Raw genomic sequence first — 19,551 nt, 5'->3', positions numbered from 1 at the left:
GAGTGAAACAGAACCTGAAACCGTGTACGTACAAGCAGTCAGAGCTCATTTTCGAATGGGTGATGGCGTACCTTTTGTATAATGGGTCAGCGACTTATTTTCTGTGGCAAGGTTAACCGCATAGGGAAGCCGTAGCGAAAGCGAGTCTTAACAGGGCGTCCAGTCGCAGTGAATAGACCCGAAACCGGGCGATCTATCCATGAGCAGGTTGAAGATCAGGTAACACTGATTGGAGGACCGAACCCACTGTCGTTGAAAAGCCAGGGGATGACTTGTGGATAGGAGTGAAAGGCTAATCAAGCCCGGAGATAGCTGGTTCTCCTCGAAAGCTATTTAGGTAGCGCCTCGTGTCTCACCATCGGGGGTAGAGCACTGTTTGGGCTAGGGGGCCATCCCGGCTTACCAACCCCATGCAAACTCCGAATACCGATGAGTGCAATCACGGGAGACACACGGCGGGTGCTAACGTCCGTCGTGGAAAGGGAAACAACCCAGACCGTCAGCTAAGGTCCCAAAGTAATAGTTAAGTGGGAAACGATGTGAGAAGGCCCAGACAGCCAGGAGGTTGGCTTAGAAGCAGCCACCCTTTAAAGAAAGCGTAATAGCTCACTGGTCGAGTCGGCTCGCGCGGAAGATGTAACGGGGCTCAAACTATTCACCGAAGCTACGGGTATCTGCTTTGCAGGTGCGGTAGAGGAGCGTTCTGTAAGCCGTTGAAGGTCAATCGGGAGGTTGGCTGGAGGTATCAGAAGTGCGAATGCTGACATGAGTAACGATAAAGGGAGTGAGAGGCTCCCTCGCCGGAAGACCAAGGGTTCCTGCGCAACGCTAATCGGCGCAGGGTGAGTCGGCCCCTAAGGTGAGGTCGAAAGACGTAATCGATGGGAAACAGGTTAATATTCCTGTACCCCTTTTGACTGCGATGGAGTGACGGAGAAGGCTAGGCCGGCAGGGCGATGGTTGTCCCTGTTTAAGGTCGTAGGCTGTGGACTCAGGCAAATCCGGGTTCACCAAGCCGAGAACTGATGACGAACCCACCAAGGTGGGGAAGTGGTTGATGCCAGGCTTCCAGGAAAAACTTCTAAGCGTCAGGTCAAAAGGGACCGTACCCGAAACCGACACAGGTGGTCAGGTAGAGAATACCAAGGCGCTTGAGAGAACTTGGGTGAAGGAACTAGGCAAAATGGCACCGTAACTTCGGGAGAAGGTGCGCCGCTGCCGGTGACGGGACTTGCTCCCTGAGCTGGCGGCGGTCGAAGATACCAGGTGGCTGCGACTGTTTATTAAAAACACAGCACTGTGCTAACACGTAAGTGGACGTATACGGTGTGACGCCTGCCCGGTGCTCGAAGGTTAATTGATGGGGTTATCTTAGGAGAAGCTCTTGATCGAAGCCCGAGTAAACGGCGGCCGTAACTATAACGGTCCTAAGGTAGCGAAATTCCTTGTCGGGTAAGTTCCGACCTGCACGAATGGCGTAACGATGGCCACGCTGTCTCCACCCAAGACTCAGTGAAATTGAAATCGCTGTTAAGATGCAGTGTATCCGCGGCTAGACGGAAAGACCCCGTGAACCTTTACTACAGCTTCACAGTGGATCTTGATGTTGCTTGTGTAGGATAGGTGGGAGGCTTGGAAGTGTGAACGCCAGTTTGCATGGAGCCAACCTTGAAATACCACCCTGGCAATATTGAGGTTCTAACCCAGGTCCTTTATCAGGATCGGGGACATTGTGTGGTGGGTAGTTTGACTGGGGCGGTCTCCTCCCAAAGAGTAACGGAGGAGCACGAAGGTTGGCTAAGCACGGTCGGACATCGTGCGGTTAGTGTAATGGTACAAGCCAGCTTGACTGCGAGAGGTACATCTCGAGCAGGTACGAAAGTAGGTCATAGTGATCCGGTGGTTCTGAATGGAAGGGCCATCGCTCAACGGATAAAAGGTACTCCGGGGATAACAGGCTGATACCGCCCAAGAGTTCACATCGACGGCGGTGTTTGGCACCTCGATGTCGGCTCATCACATCCTGGGGCTGAAGCCGGTCCCAAGGGTATGGCTGTTCGCCATTTAAAGTGGTACGCGAGCTGGGTTTAGAACGTCGTGAGACAGTTCGGTCCCTATCTGCCGTGGACGTTGGAAGTTTGAGGAGAGCTGCTCCTAGTACGAGAGGACCGGAGTGGACGAACCACTGGTGTTCGGGTTGTGTCGCCAGACGCATTGCCCGGTAGCTAAGTTCGGACGGGATAACCGCTGAAAGCATCTAAGCGGGAAGCCCCCTTCAAGATGAGACTTCCCTGGCCGCAAGGCCCATAAGAGACGTTGAAGACGACGACGTTGATAGGCGGGGTGTGTAAGCGTTGTGAGGCGTTGAGCTAACCCGTACTAATGACTCGAGAGGCTTGACCATATAACGCCAAAGCGATTTGCGCAGCCGAAAGCTTAAAGCTGGAAGCTTGAAGCCGTACACAGTGAACGAGAGTGTTGAGCAAGAAGAAACGACACAGCTTAAAAAGAGATTTGGATTCCAGAGCCTTCCGCTTGCGACGAACAGCTTCAAGCCTCCAGCTTCAAGCTTCCAGCTCAAAAGCAAGGTTCGACCAGTTTTGCCTGGTGACCATAGAGTGTTGGAACCACCCGATCCCATCCCGAACTCGGAAGTGAAACGACACATCGCCGATGGTAGTGTGGGGCTTCCCCATGTGAGAGTAGGTCATCGCCAGGCATTGAATAAAGCAAAACCCCAGTTGAGAGATCGACTGGGGTTTTTGTTTTGTGGGCAAAGAAGTGCGGCTGAACAGAAGTGAAACGACACATACCTGGGCGGCCCCACCTAGGCGGCCCCACCTGGGCGGTCCCCACCGATGGTAGTGTGGGGCTTCCCCATGTGAGAGTAGGTCATCGCCAGGCATTGAATAAAGCAAAACCCCAGTTGAGAAATCGACCGGGGTTTTTGCTTTTCAGTGCTTTGTCTCTGAGCTTGGAATAGGCTACGAGTCAGTTCTTCTCTATCTCTTGAAGTCATAGACAGTATTGTGATACGAGGCTACAATAACTCAATTAAAGCTTTTTTTTGTCTAAAAGTGTCTACTGTGATAAAAAAATATTCATTTGAAAACTTCCAGTCTTATCTGCATCGATGTGACGTGGATTTTACTGTGAACAAAAAAGCAGCTCACTCATACTATGATTATGAGTTGGAAAATGGCTCTAAAATTGCTGGTGTGATGGCTGTACTTGGTGCTAATGGTGCAGGCAAGTCTAATCTATTAAAGCCTTTAGCTTTTCTGTCATGGTTTATTCCAGACTCATTCAGGGCTACTGGGCAGAATAAAGGTATTCCGATAATACCTTATCTCCTAAATGCAGATGCCAATACCTATATTGAATTAGAATTTGTTGTTCCTAAATCCTTTGATGTTAAAGTCGAGTTTGAGTTTAGATACTTCATCGAATTAAATGAAGGAAAAGTCATTAGTGAGTCGCTCAAGTTAAAAACTTCAAAGCTGTATTCTAATGTTGTTTCTCGCATATTTAATAATCAAACCAAAAAGTATGATATAAAAAATAGCCAAAAACTTGGAGTGAAACTTCAAACTTCAATTCTGGAGAGAGTTCCGGATAATTGTTCCATTATATCTTATGCTATGCATCTGCTGGATGAAGACGAGATGACTTCAGAAGATTCTAGCATCATCATGATGCTTGCTGCCCAATATTTTCGGTCAAACAGAAGTAATATTGGGGCTATGGGTAGAAGTGATCTTTCTGAAAATATTGATGAAGCTACTCAATTTTATATTGATGAGCCAGGATTTTTTGAAAAAATAAAGTCCCTTTTAATAAAATATGATTTGGGTATTTCAGATATTATTCTTGAGAAAAAAATTATCACGAACAGCAGAACTGGCAAGGAGATAGAAAAAACAATCCCTTTTTTCTTACATAGCACAGCAGATGGCACATTCGAGATACCTATATTTTTGGAGTCTAGCGGTACACAGAGTGCCTATTGTGTTTTAGCCATAATAACAGAAGCACTTGCTACAGGTGGTGTTGCTATTCTTGATGAGTTTGATAACGATCTTCATCCGTTACTCACCATGGAAATTGTCGACCTCTTTAAAGATAGTTCGGTAAATACAAGAAATGCGCAACTACTTTTCAACACTCATACCGTAGATGTATTGAAAAACTTGAGAATGCAACATTGCTATCTTATTGAAAAAAATGATGGTGTTTCTGACGCCTATCGAGCTGACGATGTTGAAGGTCTGCTTGCCAGAGACAATCTGTATGCAAAATATATTTCCGGAGCTTTAGGCGCGATACCGGAGTTTGACTAATCATGGGAGGGAAACGGAAAAGACCTATAAAAGCAACGCTGAAAATAGTTGGCGAAGGTCAAGCTGATGCTGCTTTTTTGAACCATCTTAAATCTCTTTATGGTGTAGGTAACCCTAAAGTCACTGCAAAGTCTGCAGGAGGCAAAGGACCTGACAACGTTATAGGAGACGCTATAGGAACACTCAACTCTTCTTGCTGTGACAGAGTAGCCGCTTTGTTGGATACAGATATACCTTGGCCTAAAAGTAAGGTAAAAGTAGCTCAACAGAAAAAGATCACTCTTGTGAGGTCGAAACCCTGCCTTGAGGGGCTTTTGCTCAAAATTCTTGAGAAGCCGGTACCTGCTAACAGTGACGACTGCAAGAAAGCCTTTCACCCGTTATTAGGAGGAAAAGAAACGGAAAAAGTAAGTTATGAAAAGCCACTCCCCAAAACGTTATTAGATGCCAGAAGAGATGATGTTGAGGAGCTGGACACATTAATTAAGCTGATCTCTGGTAAAAAGAAATAAGATACTATCTTAAGACACCTGAAGACTTTGCTGCCCGAGAGTACTGGTGGAAAAGAGAAGTTGAACCCCGGACAAGAAAATCCGAGGTCTCAGCAGTTCATCACCCCAAAAACGCCTGATAAGCCTTGTTAGCCGTTTCTTCACAGTAGTAATAGTCCAGCTCAGTCAGAAATTTTGCGATGTGTGGTCTCTCCATTTCTGGTACTTCCAGACCGACAGCGACACGACCATAGGCAGCGCCGTGGTTTCGGTAATGGAACATACTGATGTTCCATTGGTCACCCAATTTGTTCAGGAAGTTGAGCAGGGCACCCGGACGTTCCGGGAATTCAAAACAATAAACCACCTCATCCTTCACTGCTTTACTGTGGCCGCCTACCATATGGCGGACATGCAATTTAGCCATCTCGTTGTCGGTCAAGTTCTCTACCGGATAACCTTTCTCTTGCAACTCATGGATCAGATTATCAATGGGCATTTGATCAGGATGAACCTGGACACCTACAAAGATTCGGGCATTTTTGGGGTCGTGGAAGCGGTAGTTGAATTCGGTGATATTCCTTTTACCAAGGGTTTCACAGAATTTTTTGAAACTGCCGGGTTGTTCAGGGATGGTGACAGCGATGATCGCTTCGCGCTTCTCACCTAATTCCGCACGTTCGGAAACATAACGCAGACGATCAAAGTTGATATTGGCGCCACTGGCTATAGCCAACAGTTTCTGATCACTGGCACCTGTCTCGCTGACATATTTTTTCAGGCCAGCCACACTTGCCGCACCAGCAGGCTCACAAACCGAACGGGTATCATCAAAGATATCCTTGATGGATGCGCAGATTTCATCAGAGCTGACCGTCACCACTTCATCAATGTATTTCCGGCAGAGCTTGAAGGTTTCTTCGCCGATCTGAGCCACGGCAATACCGTCAGCAAAAATCCCCACATGGGGCAAGGTTACCCGCTCATCAGCTTCCAAAGCTGCTTTCAGGCAGGCAGATTCTTCATACTCAACACCGATGACTTTGATATCAGGGCGCAGATATTTGATATAGGTCGCTATGCCTGCTGCCAAACCACCTCCGCCAACAGGTACAAAAACTGCATCGAGCTGACCGGAATGCTGACGCAGAATTTCCATGCCGATCGTGCCCTGACCGGCGATAGTGTAGGGATCATCATAAGGATGAATAAAGGTATAGCCCTGTTCTTCAACGAGTTTCATGGAGTAAGCCAGTGCCTGATCAAAGGTATCACCATGAAGGATGACCTCTGCTCCTCTGGCCTCGCAGGCTTTGTACTTTATTTCAGGAGTAGTGCCGGGCATCACGATAACGGCTTCAATTCCCATGGTCTTGGCTGCCATGGCCACGCCCTGGGCATGATTGCCGGCAGAAGCACAGGTCACTCCACGGGCTTTTTCTTCAGCGGTTAACTGGGCCATTTTGTTATAAGCGCCCCGGATTTTAAATGAGAATACGGGTTGCAGATCTTCACGCTTCAGAAAAACCTGATTATTCAAACGTTTGCTGAGAAAAGGAGCCTCATGAATAGGAGTCTCAATCGCCACATCATAAACTTTGGCTTCGAGTATCATTCTTATGTACTGATGAGGCATGGGACTTCACTTTCGTAATAACTTATCTTGGTTGGACTGATTCTAAACAGGCATGTGTGCAAGAAACAATCTTTTATCGTTTTCAAGTAACAAAAGGTTATACGAAATTTGAAGTATTTAGTTCAGCGGGGGATCGTTTCTGGGGGTATAATCCACGGCTTCATTGTATATGACCGCAAGGTAGAGACATGACCCAGGACGAGCTGAAGAAGGCGACTGCCGAAGCTGCATTGCAGCGGATTCTCCCTCATCTGGAAGAAGATATGATTATCGGTATTGGCACTGGTTCCACGGCCAATTTCTTTATTGATGCTCTGGCAGAGCACAGAAACAGTTTTGATGGTTGCGTAGCCAGTTCAGAGGCTTCTGCTGATCGTCTGAAACAGCACGGAATTCCGGTTTATGACCTGAACAGTATCAGTGAACTGCGCTTTTATATTGACGGGGCTGATGAGTCCAGCAATCGCCTGCATCTGATTAAAGGCGGTGGAGCAGCCCTGACAAGGGAAAAAATTGTGGCTGCAGTGGCGAAAGAGTTTATCTGCATTGCAGACGAGAGCAAGTTGGTTGACGTGCTGGGTGAATTCCCGCTTCCCGTTGAGGTTATTCCCATGGCTCGCAGTCATGTTGCCCGTGAGCTGGTTAAGTTGGGTGGTGACCCCGCTTACCGTGAAGGCGTTATGACTGATAATGGTAATATCATTTTGGATGTATGGAATCTGAAGATTACTGACGCCATGGGTTTGGAAGAAAAGATCAACCAGATTGTGGGAGTCGTGACCAATGGGTTGTTTGCGATGCGTCCTGCTGACGTGTTGCTTCTGGGCACCGCGGAAGGAGTTAAAACCATCAAACCCTGAATAACCTGAGCCGGGTGTAAACCCGGCCATTTCCCATGACCTCTACCATGAAACATTATTCATCACCGGTATGGCGTAATAATGATTTCCTGAACTTATGGTTGTCAGAAAATGGCATTCAAAAAGAAGTGAAGTGAAGCCAGAACGCTGCCTAAAGAAAGTGACAATATAATCAGTTCGCCAGTTTTCAGTTCATTATCCTGAGTATTGTGTTGTTTCGTATCCATACTGCTACTCCTTACATCCTTGTTTTGAGTATTTCCTTGCTGAATGCTTTCACTCTAGGTCTGTGATAGCTCTGCCGCCTTAAGACGTTCGTATAGATTTAGACCTAAGTCGAAGAAAAAAGTTTGGAAAAAAAGCTGTTATGACTGAAAAAAATCCTTAATATAACTTTTCGAGAGAAAGAAGGATTTAGATAATGAGAAAATGGAATTAAGTCCATTCCAAGAGAACTAAAGCATGATAAGAAAAATGAACAAAACTCTGGCCGCTCTGGCGGTATCTGCAGCTGTAGCAGGGGCTTCCGGTCTGGCTCAGGCCGCCGACACGATAAAAATTGCTCTGGCTGGCCCGGTAACAGGTCCTGTAGCCCAGTATGGTGATATGCAGTTCACCGGCGCCAGGATGGCCGTAGAGCAAATCAACCAACAGGGGGGCGTCAATGGTAAGCAGCTGGAAGCGGTAGTCTATGACGATGCCTGTGATCCCAAACAGGCCGTAGCGGTTGCCAACAAAATCGTTAATGATGATATACGTTTTGTCGTAGGGCATCTATGTTCCGCTTCTACCCAGCCAACCACCGACATCTATGAAGATGAAGGTATCCTGATGATCACCCCCGCCTCCACCAGTCCGGAGATCACCAGTCGTGGATATGAGCTGATATTCCGCACAATCGGACTCGATAGCCTGCAAGGACCCACTGCGGGTAAGTATATCGTAGAGAGTATAAAGCCTGAGCGTATGGCAGTTATCCATGACAAGCAACAGTACGGTGAAGGCATCGCTACAGCCGTTAAGAACACGGTTGAAAAAGCGGGTATTGAGGTAGCTGTCTTTGAAGGTGTTACTTCAGGTGACAAAGACTTTTCAGCGCTGATTGCCAAGCTGAAGAAGGAAGATGTCGATTTTGTTTACTACGGTGGCTATCACCCTGAGCTGGGCCTGATTCTGCGTCAGAGCGCAGAAAAGGGTTTGAAGGCTAAATTCATGGGGCCTGAAGGTGTGGGCAACAAGGATATTTCAGCCATTGCCGGTCAGGCTTCAGAAGGTTTGCTCGTGACACTGCCGAAGAGTTTTGATCAGGACCCTGCCAACGCCAAATTGGTAGCCGCCTTCGAGGCAAAAGGTGAAGATTCATCCGGTCCTTTCGTATTCCCTTCCTATTCTGCGGTTCAGGTTATGGCTGAAGGCATGGAACTGACGAAGAGTGAAAGCCCTGAAGAAGTAGCCGACGTTCTGCGTTCAAACACCTTCAGTACGCCAACAGGCAACCTGGCCTTCGATGGCAAGGGAGACCTGAAAGACTTCAGTTTTGTCGTTTACGAATGGCACGCTGACGGTACCAAGTCTGAGGCTTCAAAATAAGAGTCCGACCGGGAAATACCGTCGACTGTAACTGTGATGGTATTTTCATTACAGGGAATAGCTTGCATAGGCCGACGCTGAAATGTTCAGTTGTCGGTCTGCTTCTGTCTCATCTTTTAGTTTCCAATCCCTGTTCAATGTCTTCCACGCTGGGTAGTTGCGATTGCAAGTTTTCCGGCAGTGATTGAGTGAGCTGGTATTCCGAGACGCCAATAGGCTTTTGCATATCACTGAGAGAGTACTCTGCCACGAGTTTGTCCTTGTTCTTGCACAGCAGAATGCCAATAGTGGGCGTATCGCCCTCTTTACGCAGTTGTTCGTCCACGGCCCTGATATAAAAATTCAGTTTGCCTGCATGTTCCGGTTCAAAATCTACCGTCTTCAGCTCAACCACCACATAACAATCTAACCGGACATGGTAAAACAGCAGGTCAATATAAAAATCCCGTTGTCCCACCTGTATATGAAATTGCTTGCCCATAAAAGAAAATCCAGCCCCTAATTCCAACAAAAACTGGGTGATATGCTCAGTCAAACCTTTCTCAAGCTCACGCTCGTTGTAGTTTTGGGTCAGGGCGAGAAAATCAAATACATAAGGGTCTTTCAGGGTTTCTTGCGCCATGTCAGATTGTACGGCTGGCAGGGTGGTACTAAAGTTACTGACGGCCTGTCCCTCTCGCTGCCAGAGGCCGCTTTCTATCTGGTGAGTGAGTACGCTTCGACTCCAGCCGTGTTTGATAGTATTCTGAACGTAATACAGGGCTTCCTGTTTACTTTTGCATTTGTTGATGATGAGCTGGTTATGCCCCCAAGGAATTTGAGTTAATTGTGCAACAGGCTGTTGCGCAATTGCCCCGTTATCAGACCAGAACGTGTACCATTGCCTGATTAACTCAAGATTTCGACGAGAAAACCCCTTAATTTCAGGGAAATCTGACATTAAGTCTTTACTAAGCTGCTTGAGGAAGCCTTCACCCCAGTTAGCTTGGGTCTGTCGACGAACAATGTCTTCCCCCAGTTCCCAGTAAAAAGCCAGTAAAGTCGAATTCACCTGAACAGCGGCTTTGAGCTGGGTAGACAGTACTTTCTGTTTCAAGGTTTTCAGCCAGTTTTTGTACTCGCCGTTCAGGCTTAGGTTGACGGTGTTTTGTTGTTTGCTCATGCACGAACCTCTTTTAACACCGCTGAAACTTAGTTGAGATATTGCCCGAATTCAATGTCAGCATTCTGCTACCAGAGCAACGCAGGAGCAGTTGCCGCGTAGGGCAGTCTATTCTCGGTCAGGCTCCTGGTGCAGGGCACTCACTCACCCCTTCAACATATCAAACACAACCCGAGCAAAGCCCCGAGCCAATTCCGGGTTCGAAAGATACTGCAACATCATTTCCTGTTGGGCCTCGTTGCTGTCCATCACAGCGTCATCAATGGCTTGCGGGAAGTCACCGAGCAGTGCTTGTTCAGCCGTATTGTTCTCAATCTGCTTCATCACCGTTTCGTTTTCGGCCAGTTTATCCCGCACGGTAAAGGCGTAGTTGATCAAGTCAGCATCGGTCAGGTTGTCGGTAATAAACAGCTCATTCAGCCGTGCCACAATCTGGGATAAGAACTCTTCTTTCTTGTCCTTGGGTTTGGCTGAACCGACATCGCTGGAGGGTTCCAGTTCATAGCCCTCGGCGTCTTCCTTGAGTTCAATGTCTTGCTGGCGAATCCTGGACAACCGGTAATGGCTCATCACCACGTTATCCAGGTCAATATCATCTTCTTCAATGACCTTTTCACGGAGCAGTGGGCGCAGGTAGCGAGCATAAAGGCTGAGCTTTTCCAGATCTTTGTTGTCGTAGTCCACAATCTGGGACATAAACTCGTAGAAACGGGTAAAGGTGCCTAAGTCCTTTTTGAAGATTTCCAGCCGGTCTTTTTCCAGCTTGCACTCTTTGAAGCTGTTTTCAGCATTAGCGATTAACACGGCATCTTTAGTCTTCTTGGTTCGTTCGAACATCTCCTTGGCACGCACATAAGCATCAATGGCAGAACTGTATCGCTTCTGCCAGCGATCCACAGCGGGCTTGCAGATGTTGCTCACCGCTGCATTGCTTTTGCTCTTGGAAAGAAAAGCCTCGCAGAACTGTTCTACTTCGTTCCAGGTAAAGATACCGCTGGCACGGAGTTTTTCGTAAAGGTCGAATACTTTATCCGGGTCTGTCACATCCGCCAGTTCAGCGATTTGGTAATACGGCTGGAATGCGGCCAGAATCTCTTCCGGCTCATTGACAAAATCCAATACAAAAGTGCCGCACTCAGCTTTGCCGGGATAGGTACGGTTCAGACGGGACAAGGTTTGCACACATTCCACACCACCTAAGGGCTTGTCTACATACATGGCGCAGAGTTTCGGCTGATCAAAGCCAGTCTGGAATTTGTTGGCAACCAGCATGATCCGGTAGTCGTCGCTATCGAATGCTTTGCGCATGTCCCGGCCCTTTAGAGCTGGGTTCATATTGGTTTCGGTGAACTTTTGGTCCAGCAGGGCAGAGCTGTCCGGATCGTCCTTATGGAATTCCACTTCGCCGGAGAAGGCAATCATGACCTCGATAGAACTTTTTTGTTCTGAGAGGTATTTATCAAACGCCAGCTTGTAACGCACGGCTTCCTTGCGGGAACTGGTAACTACCATGGCCTTTGCCTGACCAGCGAGCAAGCCCATAACATGCTCTTTGTAGTGCTCGATGATGACTTTCACCTTCTGGGAAATATTGTACTCATGGAGCCGCACCCAGCGGTTCAGTTTTACCTTGGCTTTTTTGCTGTCTACCTCTTTGTCATCGGCCTCTATTTTTTGGGCCAGTTGATAGGCCACCTTGTAGTTGGTGTAGTTTTTCAGCACGTCGAGAATAAAGCCTTCCTCAATGGCCTGACGCATGGAGTACACATGGAAGGCTTCAGGCAGGTTCTTCTCGGAAGCAGGCTCATCAGGTTTGGGCAGGCGACCAAACAGCTCCAGTGTCTTCGCCTTGGGTGTCGCCGTGAACGCATAGTAGTTCAGATTGCTGCTGCCCCGGCGTGAGGCAATGGTGGCATCCAGCATGTCTTCTGAAGACAGTTCTTTGTCCTCATCTCCGTCATCACTACCATCCACCATCAACACTTCTTTCAGCTTGCGTGCGGTGGAGCCGGTTTGTGACGAATGGGCTTCGTCGGCAATCACGGCGTAACGGCACTCTTTCAGACTGGTACTGTTCTCAATGGCCGCCAATACATAAGGGAAGGTTTGAATGGTGACAATAATAATCGGTTGAGCACTCTCCAGAGCCGCTGCCAGTTTCTCCGACTTGGAGCCGTCGCCTTCTTTTTTGTTGATGCGCCCCACCACACCGTCGGCGTGTTCAAACTGGTAGATGGTGTCCTGAAGCTGATCGTCCAGCACGGTCCTGTCGGTAATCACAATCACCGAATGGAATTGCTTGTTGCCTTCGCCATCGTAGAGGGTAGAAAGCTGATGGGCGGTCCAGGCAATGGAGTTGGATTTACCGGAACCGGCACTGTGCTGCACCAGATACTTGTTGCCCGTGCCTTCCACCTTGGCCGCCGCAATCAGCTTGGTCACCACATCCCACTGGTGATAACGGGGAAAAATCAGGGTTTCCTTTTTCGACTTGCGGCCTTCCCAGTCTTCCTTTTCTTCGATCTGCAAATGCACAAATCGACCGATGATATTCAGCAAGTTATCGGGTAGCAGCACCTCGTTCCACAGGTATTCGGTGGCGTACTGCTCTTTATCTTCAGGAATATCATTGCCAGCACCGCCTTCCGCCGTGCCTTTGTTAAACGGCAGAAAGAAGGTATCGCTGCCCGCCAGTTTGGTTGCCATATACACTTCGTACTGACTCACGGCAAAATGCACCAGCGCCCCCCGTTTAAAGGTCAGTAACGGTTCCGGCTTGCCGGTTTCCGGGTCTTTGGGCAGACGGGTCTTTTGATATTGCCGTTTGGCGTTTTCAATGGCCTGTTTGAATTCCGATTTCAGCTCCAGCGTTGCCACGGGCAGACCGTTGATAAACAGCACCAGGTCAATGCGCCATGCCTTGGATTTTTTACCGGTTTCTGCCAGATGAACGTCGACGCCTTCCCCCTCGGGGGAAGGTTGGGATGGGGGGACAAGATTGACATAAGGACTGTAAACCAGCTCCGGCACTACACGACAACGGTTTTCTTTATAGCGGGCCAGCGTATCGGGGTTCAGGGTATGTTCCGGCATAAACTGACAAAGGGAGAACCGGGCATTGCGAATCTTCAAACCATGACGCAACACGCCCAGGGTGCCAAAGCTGCGAAGCTCCTTATCAATGGCATTGGGATCGGCTTTCTTTAACTGGTTGACCAAATGGCTGATAAAATGCTGCTCCGAATCCACCGGAAAGCTTTTGCAGAACTTTTGCCATTCCTTCGGCTGGGTGTTCTTGACAAAATCCAGTACATCGCTGGTATACAACGCTGTTTCCCGGTCGTACTGGTCACCACTGCCCAGCAGCCAGCCTTTGGCTTGCAGGCGGGCGATCATATCGTTTTGGAATATCGATTCGGTGGTGCTATCCATATTTCACGGTCTCAAAATGGTACCTAAAGGTCTCGATATGGGACTCTTCAGGCATTGTGCAGACAGTGTCTGCACAATGTATCAATCTGGCTGAATTGTCTCCACACTGCGGAGACAATTCGAGGATTCCCACTATTCAGTTTTATTCTCAATACGTTTTCGGGCGTTGCTGACGGCTTCCTGAAAGCGCTCTTCCAATATTTCTTTGGAGGGTATGTTGGTGAGATAGTCTGCTACATGGATACCGCTTTTATCCAGTTCAAGTAATTCAATTTGCTTTTGCTTCTTACCTGCACAAAGAATGATGCCGATAGGGGGGTCTTCTCCATGCTGACGGTCATATCTATTCAGCCAGCGTAGATATAACTCCATCTGTCCTTTGTACTCAGCTTTAAACTTGCCTGTTTTCAGTTCAATAGCAACCAGTCGCTTCAGTTTTCGGTTATAGAACAAGAGATCAATATAAAAATCATCTTCATCAATTTGAACTCGGTGCTGGCGTGCGACAAAAGTGAAGCCCATACCCATTTCTAACAGAAAATGCTCCATTTCCCGCAAAATAGCATCCTCAAGATCTTTTTCCACGTAGGTATCATTAAGCTCAAGAAAATCCAGAATGTAAGGGTCTTTCAGAACGATATCCTGATCGGCTTTCCCTTGATCCCTCAGCATTTTCAGATCGTGAACAATGGTTTCTTCCGGCTTTCGGGATAAGGCAGTACGCTCAAACAGCATGGAATCCATACGCTCGCTGAAGGTGCGGACAGACCATCGCTCCTGAATCGCCATGGTCATATAGAACTCACGTTTTAGTGGGTCATCAATGTAAATCAACAGTTTCAGGTGTGACCAGCTCAATTGTCTCCACACTGTAGAGACAATTTCATCAGCCTCACAGATTTCGGCAAACTTAATACAATGTCTCAATTGCTGAGGACTCCAGCCCTTACCAAACTGCCCGGAGAGCTGGCGGGACAAGTCGGAAATAACCTGTTTGCCGTAGTCTGCCCGCTTACCCTTCAGGATTTCCTGCTGAATACGCTGACCGACCTTCCAATAGAGTGTGGTTATCTCGGCATTGAGTGCCACCGCTGCCCGTTGTTTGGCTCTTTGTATCAGGTCTTTGATTTCGCCGAACAGGTTGTCTGGCTCTTTTGATGAAGCGGGTGTTTTGCTCATACGGTGGCCTCTGTGGGGTGTTCTTTTTGTTCTGTTGCTGGTTGCCAGTCACGGACGTCGATTTTGCCGGTGACGGCGGCGGATATTAGGGCTGTGCGGCGTTCTTGGAGAAACTGGATTTGATTCTCTGCTTCCCGTGAAAGCTCAGAGTACCTATCCATTTGCTTATCAACGAATTGAGCTAGATCTATTTGTTCGTCCTCTGGAGGCTGTAAAACCCATAGCTCTCGAATATCTTCCAGACTTAATTGAATTTTTGTTCCACCGTAGCCAGAGCCAAGCAGTTGCTCTTTCGCACAATCAGATAACACAAAATATGCCAGCCATCTTGAGTTAATGACCTTTTGCCCTGGACGACACAAAGCTACATGCTGGCTAACGTAACCATCAGACACTGAGCTATCTGCCACACAAACAGAACCAAGATCAGCCGTGATTGAAATGAGCAGGTCATCATTCTTTATCTGTGAACGCTCACCTTCACTTCCAGCAGGGGGATTAACATTTTGTATTGATTCTAGCTTTGGCTCGATGGTATCTCTGGTCAGATTGGCAATTCTGAAAAACAGTGATCCATCTTCCGAGTAGTATTCAGCCCAGCCCCGTGAACCACTGGTAACAAAATCAAAGAGGAATTTCGCTCTGGTAACCGTCCAATGCTCCGGCACTTCCCCAAGCCACTCCACACCGGAATCCTTCATCGGTGCATCCGGGTTCAGCCCCTTGGTGACGGCATGACTGATCACCGCCTGTCGTTTTTCTTTCAACAGCCGGATCAGGGATTGCTGCTCTTCGATCAGGGTGTCGATTTTGGCGGTTTCGTGGCCGAGGAATGAAAGAATTGCTTTCTGTTCAACATAAGAGGGGTATGCAATAGGGAAGTTTTGTAAAATTGGCACACTGATATTTTTCTGTGCGCTCCCCCACCCAAGTAGCTCAAAGTAAGATTTTCCAGTGTGAGAGTTTAAGAAATATGCTAGAAACTCTGGAACAAATTTTTGTTTAGGCGTAGCAACGAGATTCGTAAAGCATTGGGACCTATCCAGTTCGACTGGAATTACAGAGCTAATACCTGGAAATCCAGTTCTAACTGTAATTATGTCATTCGCATACAGGTACTTGGATTCATTCTGTTCTGCAAATTCTTCTTTGATGTAGAGAAGACCATTTGTATCCAACCCTTCCTCTCGGATATTGGTTGATCTGATGATCGGAGTTCCTTCATCTGCATATGCGTGGGTTGCTGCTTCCGCGATGCCTACAACAATTCGCTGTGCACAAAATTTATATCTACCTACTGTCCAATGAGCAGGAACATCACCCAACCACTCAACCCCAGAATCCTTATATTCCAGATAAGCCGCATATTTTTTGCGCTCAAGGCTATTTCCATCCATCACAACTCACCCCCCAGTCCCTGCTCAATTTCTTCAATACTGGGCAGTTGCGATTGCAGATTTTCTGGCAGTGATTGGGTCAGTTGGTATTCCGAAACACCAATAGGCTTTTGAATATCGCTGAGGGCGTATTCCACCACGAGTTTGTCCTTGTTCTTACACAGCAGAATGCCGATAGTCGGCGCATCGCCCTCCCTGCGTACCAGTTCATCTACTGCTTTGATATAAAAATTCAGTTTGCCTGCGTGTTCCGGCCTGAAGTCACCCGCTTTCAGTTCAATGACTACGTAGCAATGCAGGTGTGCATGATAGAATAAGAGGTCAATATAAAAATCCTGCTGTCCTACCTGTATATGAAACTGCTTGCCCATGTAGGCAAAACCTGACCCCAATTCCAGTAGAAACTGAGTGATATGCTTAATCAATCCCTGCTCCAGCTCTCGCTCTGTGTAATTATCAGTGAGGGTAAGAAAGTCAAACATATAGGGGTCTTTCAGGGTTTGCTGTGCAAGGTCGGACTGGACGGCAGGCAGTGTTGCAGTGAAGTTGTTGGGCGCTTGTCCCTTCCGCTGCCAAAGTCCACTTTCAATCTGGTGAGTGAGGACGTTTCGGCTCCAGCCATGTTCTATGGTTTTGCCCACGTAATACAGAGCTTCAGCCGTTGTTTGGCACTTGCTGATTATCTTCAGGTTGTGTCCCCAGGGAATCGACGTTAATTGGCCAACAAGCTGTTGGCTTTTTTCAACCTCATCCCGGTAGAACAGGTGCCACTGACGGATGTATTTGATGTTGCTGAGGGAAAAGCCTTTAATATCAGGGAATTCGCTGCTTAAATCCTTATTCAGCTGCTTTAAAAAACCATCACCCCAATTTGCTTCAACCTGCCGCCGAACAATCTCTTCCCCCAGTTCCCAGTAAAAATTCAGCAGAGTGGAGTTCACCTGAACGGCTGCCTTGAGTTGGGTTGCCAGCACCTTCTGTTTAAGGCTTTTCAGCCAGCTTTTGTATTCCTTATTCAGGCTCAGGTTAATGTTGTTTTTTGGCTTGCTCATGAGTGAACCTCTTGTAACAGACTCATGATTCTAGCACTCACCGCATCCAGATCAGCATCAATCGCTTCCAGCGCACGGGGCGGCTGATACACATAGAAGTGTCGGTTAAAAGGAATCTCGTAACCCACAATGCCAATCTCACCATCCTGGGCATCGCACTTGTCGGCATTGATCCAGGCATCGGGCACATGGGGAGCCACTTCCCGGTTGAAGTAAGTTTCGATCAGGATATGGGTGGGCATTGATGGGTCAAGAGGAATGTTCTCGTTATCCCGCAGGTCGCCATCGGTCTGGAATTCGACGACTTTGCCTTTGTATTCGAATGTGCCGTACAGTGGTTGGGCTTCTTCCTTTAGCACCTTTTTGATCACCGGCTCGGCTTCGGGGTTCTTGTGGGTGATGGCATCGAGGAACTGCTTTTTCTCTTTGGCATCCAGCTTCAAGTTAGCGGCTTTGAGGGCGGCTTTCAGATCTTTATCGAACTGGTTAAAGTCGTTGGACAGTACCGTTCCGACTGTATTTTGCAGAGTTTGGGCTTTCTCCATCAGCCCCCGCTGGAACAGCCAGAGTTTGTCGTTCAGTACCTCTTTGATCTGCTTCTCTTTCAGTTCTTTGAAGTCTTTTTTGATTTTGGTGCGAATGGCTTCTTCATTGTCTGCCAAGGTTGTATGACACTCTGTGCCGAATTCCTCAACCATCCAGCGCATAACGGCGTTATACGGCCTGGGTGCATAGCGTAGACCCGTTACTGCGTCATCAGTAATCTGGGCGGACAGGCGAAGTGGGCGTTCCACGGTAATACGACGGTAGCCGAATTTATGACTGTCGAAAATTTTGGCGGCAAAGTTTTCTTCGGATGCTTCTGCAAAGGCTCCAAAGTTTTGGGTAATGATGCGACGGTCAGCTTCGCTCATTATGTTCCGCTTGGAGCCCAGGGACTTACGCATCTTGCCGCACAGGTTTACGCCGTTAATCAGCTGCACTTTACCTTTGCGTTCATCGGACTTTTTATTGGTCAGCACCCACACATAGGTAGCGATACCGGTGTTGTAGAACATGTCTGTGGGCAGGGCGACAATGGCTTCGAGCAGGTCGGCTTCGAGAATATAACGGCGAATCTCGCTTTCACCACTGCCTGCACTGCCGGTAAAGAGCGGTGAACCGTTGAGGATAATGCCGATGCGGCTGGGGTTCTGGTTCTCTGGCGTGATGTCCCTGAACTTGCTGATCAGGTGCATCAGGAACAGCAGAGAACCATCGGACACTCTTGGCAGGCCGGGGCCAAAGCGACCGTCGTAGCCTTTGTGTTCATGCTCATCTTTAATGGTGCCTTCGATCTTCTTCCAGTCCACCCCGAATGGTGGATTAGACAGCATGTAGTCAAACTGATCGCCACTGAGGTGATCGTTCGACAAGGTGTTGCCCAGTTTGATGCGGCTGACATCCTGACCCTTGATCAGCATATCGGCTTTACAGATGGCGTAGGACTCAGGGTTCAACTCCTGGCCAAAAGCTCGCATTACAGCATCTTTATTGTGCTCGTACACATATTCCATGCCAGACGACAGAAAGCCACCTGTACCTGCCGTAGGGTCATAAATAGTGCGGATAATACCTTCCTTGTTCAGGGCATCGTCGTCTTCCATAAACACCAGGGAGGTGGTGAGTTCAACAATGTCCCTTGGGGTGAAGTGTTCACCGGCCGTTTCGTTGGAGGATTCAGCAAATCGGCGGATCAGCTCTTCAAACACCAGGCCCATTTCGTGGTTACTGATGGCCTTCGGGCTCAGGTCGATGGTGGCAAACTTTCCCACTACCTTAAACAGCAAATTGGCTTCGTTCAGGCTGCCGACAAATTCATCGAACTTGAAATGCTCAAAAATTTCACGGGCATCTTTGGAGAACGACAGAACGTAGTTTTCCAGGTTGTCCTTGATATCGCCCTGGCCCATCTTCGACAGGTTCATGGGTGAGGTGTTGAAGAATGATAGCTTGGAAGCCCGTAGCAACATCTTTTCCATGCCGTCTTCCGGCAGGTTCATGACCTTCACTTTTTCATACTGGGCTACTACTGCATCCCTGGTAGGTTCCAGGACACATTCCAGACGGCGTAGCAGGGTAAACGGCAGGATGATGCGCCCGTACTGGGACTGCTTGAAATCGCCCCGCAGGAGGTCGGCTACGGACCAGATGAAGGCTGCAAGGTTGTTAGAGGTTTGGGTGTTGGGCATATCTTGACCAGATTGGACTTTTGGCTGGCAGAAGAGTCAGCAAAAGTGACCATTTGATTGACTTTGATGCTGCTAGAGTACATCAAACGTTCAGTATTAATGAATAGCTAAATATGTTTACCCAAGCTCTGGCGTTCAGGGTTGCACATTCGAAAACTATAAAAATTCAAGTCTCTGAATC

At 48.1% G+C, this 19,551-nt stretch carries 12 protein-coding genes and 2 rRNA genes (1 of these 14 cut by a window edge); 6 read left to right on the top strand and 8 right to left on the bottom strand.

Going from position 1 to position 19,551, the window contains the following annotated elements; translation table 11 throughout:
• The 4 genes from P6910_RS21800 to P6910_RS21785 form a co-directional block, all read left to right on the top strand.
• Window positions 1-2,404 (top strand): 23S ribosomal RNA (locus P6910_RS21800); it begins 486 nt to the left of the window's first position.
• A 199-nt stretch (window positions 2,405-2,603) separates the two neighbouring features.
• Window positions 2,604-2,719 (top strand): 5S ribosomal RNA (gene rrf / locus P6910_RS21795).
• A gap of 433 nt (window positions 2,720-3,152) precedes the next feature.
• A complete protein-coding gene (locus P6910_RS21790) occupies window positions 3,153-4,340 on the top strand; it encodes an ATP-binding protein (protein ID WP_317143362.1) in 1,188 nt (395 codons plus the stop codon).
• A gap of 2 nt (window positions 4,341-4,342) precedes the next feature.
• Window positions 4,343-4,852 carry a hypothetical protein gene (locus tag P6910_RS21785; RefSeq protein WP_317143361.1) on the top strand — a complete coding sequence of 170 codons (510 nt, stop codon included), beginning with the start codon at window positions 4,343-4,345 and terminating at the stop codon, window positions 4,850-4,852.
• 100 nt (window positions 4,853-4,952) lie between these two features.
• Here the strand turns inward: P6910_RS21785 and ilvA are convergent, their stop codons facing one another.
• Entirely contained in the window at window positions 4,953-6,467 is a 1,515-nt protein-coding gene (ilvA, locus tag P6910_RS21780) for a threonine ammonia-lyase, biosynthetic (protein WP_317143360.1), read from the bottom strand.
• Between the two features lie 188 nt (window positions 6,468-6,655).
• Between ilvA and rpiA the strand changes: the two genes are divergently transcribed.
• A complete protein-coding gene (gene rpiA, locus P6910_RS21775) occupies window positions 6,656-7,327 on the top strand; it encodes a ribose-5-phosphate isomerase RpiA (RefSeq protein WP_317143359.1) in 672 nt (223 codons plus the stop codon).
• A gap of 104 nt (window positions 7,328-7,431) precedes the next feature.
• On the opposite strand, the gene P6910_RS21770 is transcribed toward rpiA, so the two are convergent.
• On the bottom strand, window positions 7,432-7,554 hold the full coding sequence (locus P6910_RS21770; protein WP_317143358.1) for a hypothetical protein: 123 nt from the start codon (window positions 7,552-7,554) through the stop codon (window positions 7,432-7,434).
• A 235-nt stretch (window positions 7,555-7,789) separates the two neighbouring features.
• On the opposite strand from P6910_RS21770, the gene P6910_RS21765 reads away from it, so the two are divergent.
• Window positions 7,790-8,917 (top strand): branched-chain amino acid ABC transporter substrate-binding protein, encoded by a 1,128-nt coding sequence (locus tag P6910_RS21765; protein ID WP_317143357.1) that lies wholly within the window; start codon window positions 7,790-7,792, stop codon window positions 8,915-8,917.
• 109 nt (window positions 8,918-9,026) lie between these two features.
• On the opposite strand, the gene P6910_RS21760 is transcribed toward P6910_RS21765, so the two are convergent.
• The 6 genes from P6910_RS21760 to P6910_RS21735 form a co-directional block, all read right to left on the bottom strand.
• Window positions 9,027-10,079, bottom strand: a complete 1,053-nt coding sequence (locus tag P6910_RS21760) for a YhcG family protein (RefSeq protein WP_317143356.1) — start codon at window positions 10,077-10,079, stop codon at window positions 9,027-9,029.
• 144 nt (window positions 10,080-10,223) lie between these two features.
• On the bottom strand, window positions 10,224-13,511 hold the full coding sequence (locus tag P6910_RS21755) for a type I restriction endonuclease subunit R (protein ID WP_317143355.1): 3,288 nt from the start codon (window positions 13,509-13,511) through the stop codon (window positions 10,224-10,226).
• A gap of 132 nt (window positions 13,512-13,643) precedes the next feature.
• On the bottom strand, window positions 13,644-14,690 hold the full coding sequence (locus P6910_RS21750; protein ID WP_317143354.1) for a YhcG family protein: 1,047 nt from the start codon (window positions 14,688-14,690) through the stop codon (window positions 13,644-13,646).
• Window positions 14,687-16,087: a restriction endonuclease subunit S gene (locus P6910_RS21745; RefSeq protein WP_317143353.1), complete on the bottom strand. Its 1,401-nt coding sequence runs from the start codon at window positions 16,085-16,087 to the stop codon at window positions 14,687-14,689. Before P6910_RS21745 ends, P6910_RS21750 begins: the two co-directional genes overlap by 4 nt.
• Window positions 16,087-17,139 carry a YhcG family protein gene (locus P6910_RS21740; RefSeq protein ID WP_317143352.1) on the bottom strand — a complete coding sequence of 351 codons (1,053 nt, stop codon included), beginning with the start codon at window positions 17,137-17,139 and terminating at the stop codon, window positions 16,087-16,089. Before P6910_RS21740 ends, P6910_RS21745 begins: the two co-directional genes overlap by 1 nt.
• Window positions 17,136-19,370 (bottom strand): class I SAM-dependent DNA methyltransferase, encoded by a 2,235-nt coding sequence (locus tag P6910_RS21735; RefSeq protein ID WP_317143351.1) that lies wholly within the window; start codon window positions 19,368-19,370, stop codon window positions 17,136-17,138. Before P6910_RS21735 ends, P6910_RS21740 begins: the two co-directional genes overlap by 4 nt.
• Window positions 19,371-19,551: the final 181 nt, after the last annotated feature.

Origin of the sequence: Endozoicomonas sp. 8E (assembly GCF_032883915.1) — a bacterium.
Lineage (GTDB): Bacteria > Pseudomonadota > Gammaproteobacteria > Pseudomonadales > Endozoicomonadaceae > Endozoicomonas_A.
This window is presented reverse-complemented; position numbering and strand designations above follow the sequence as displayed.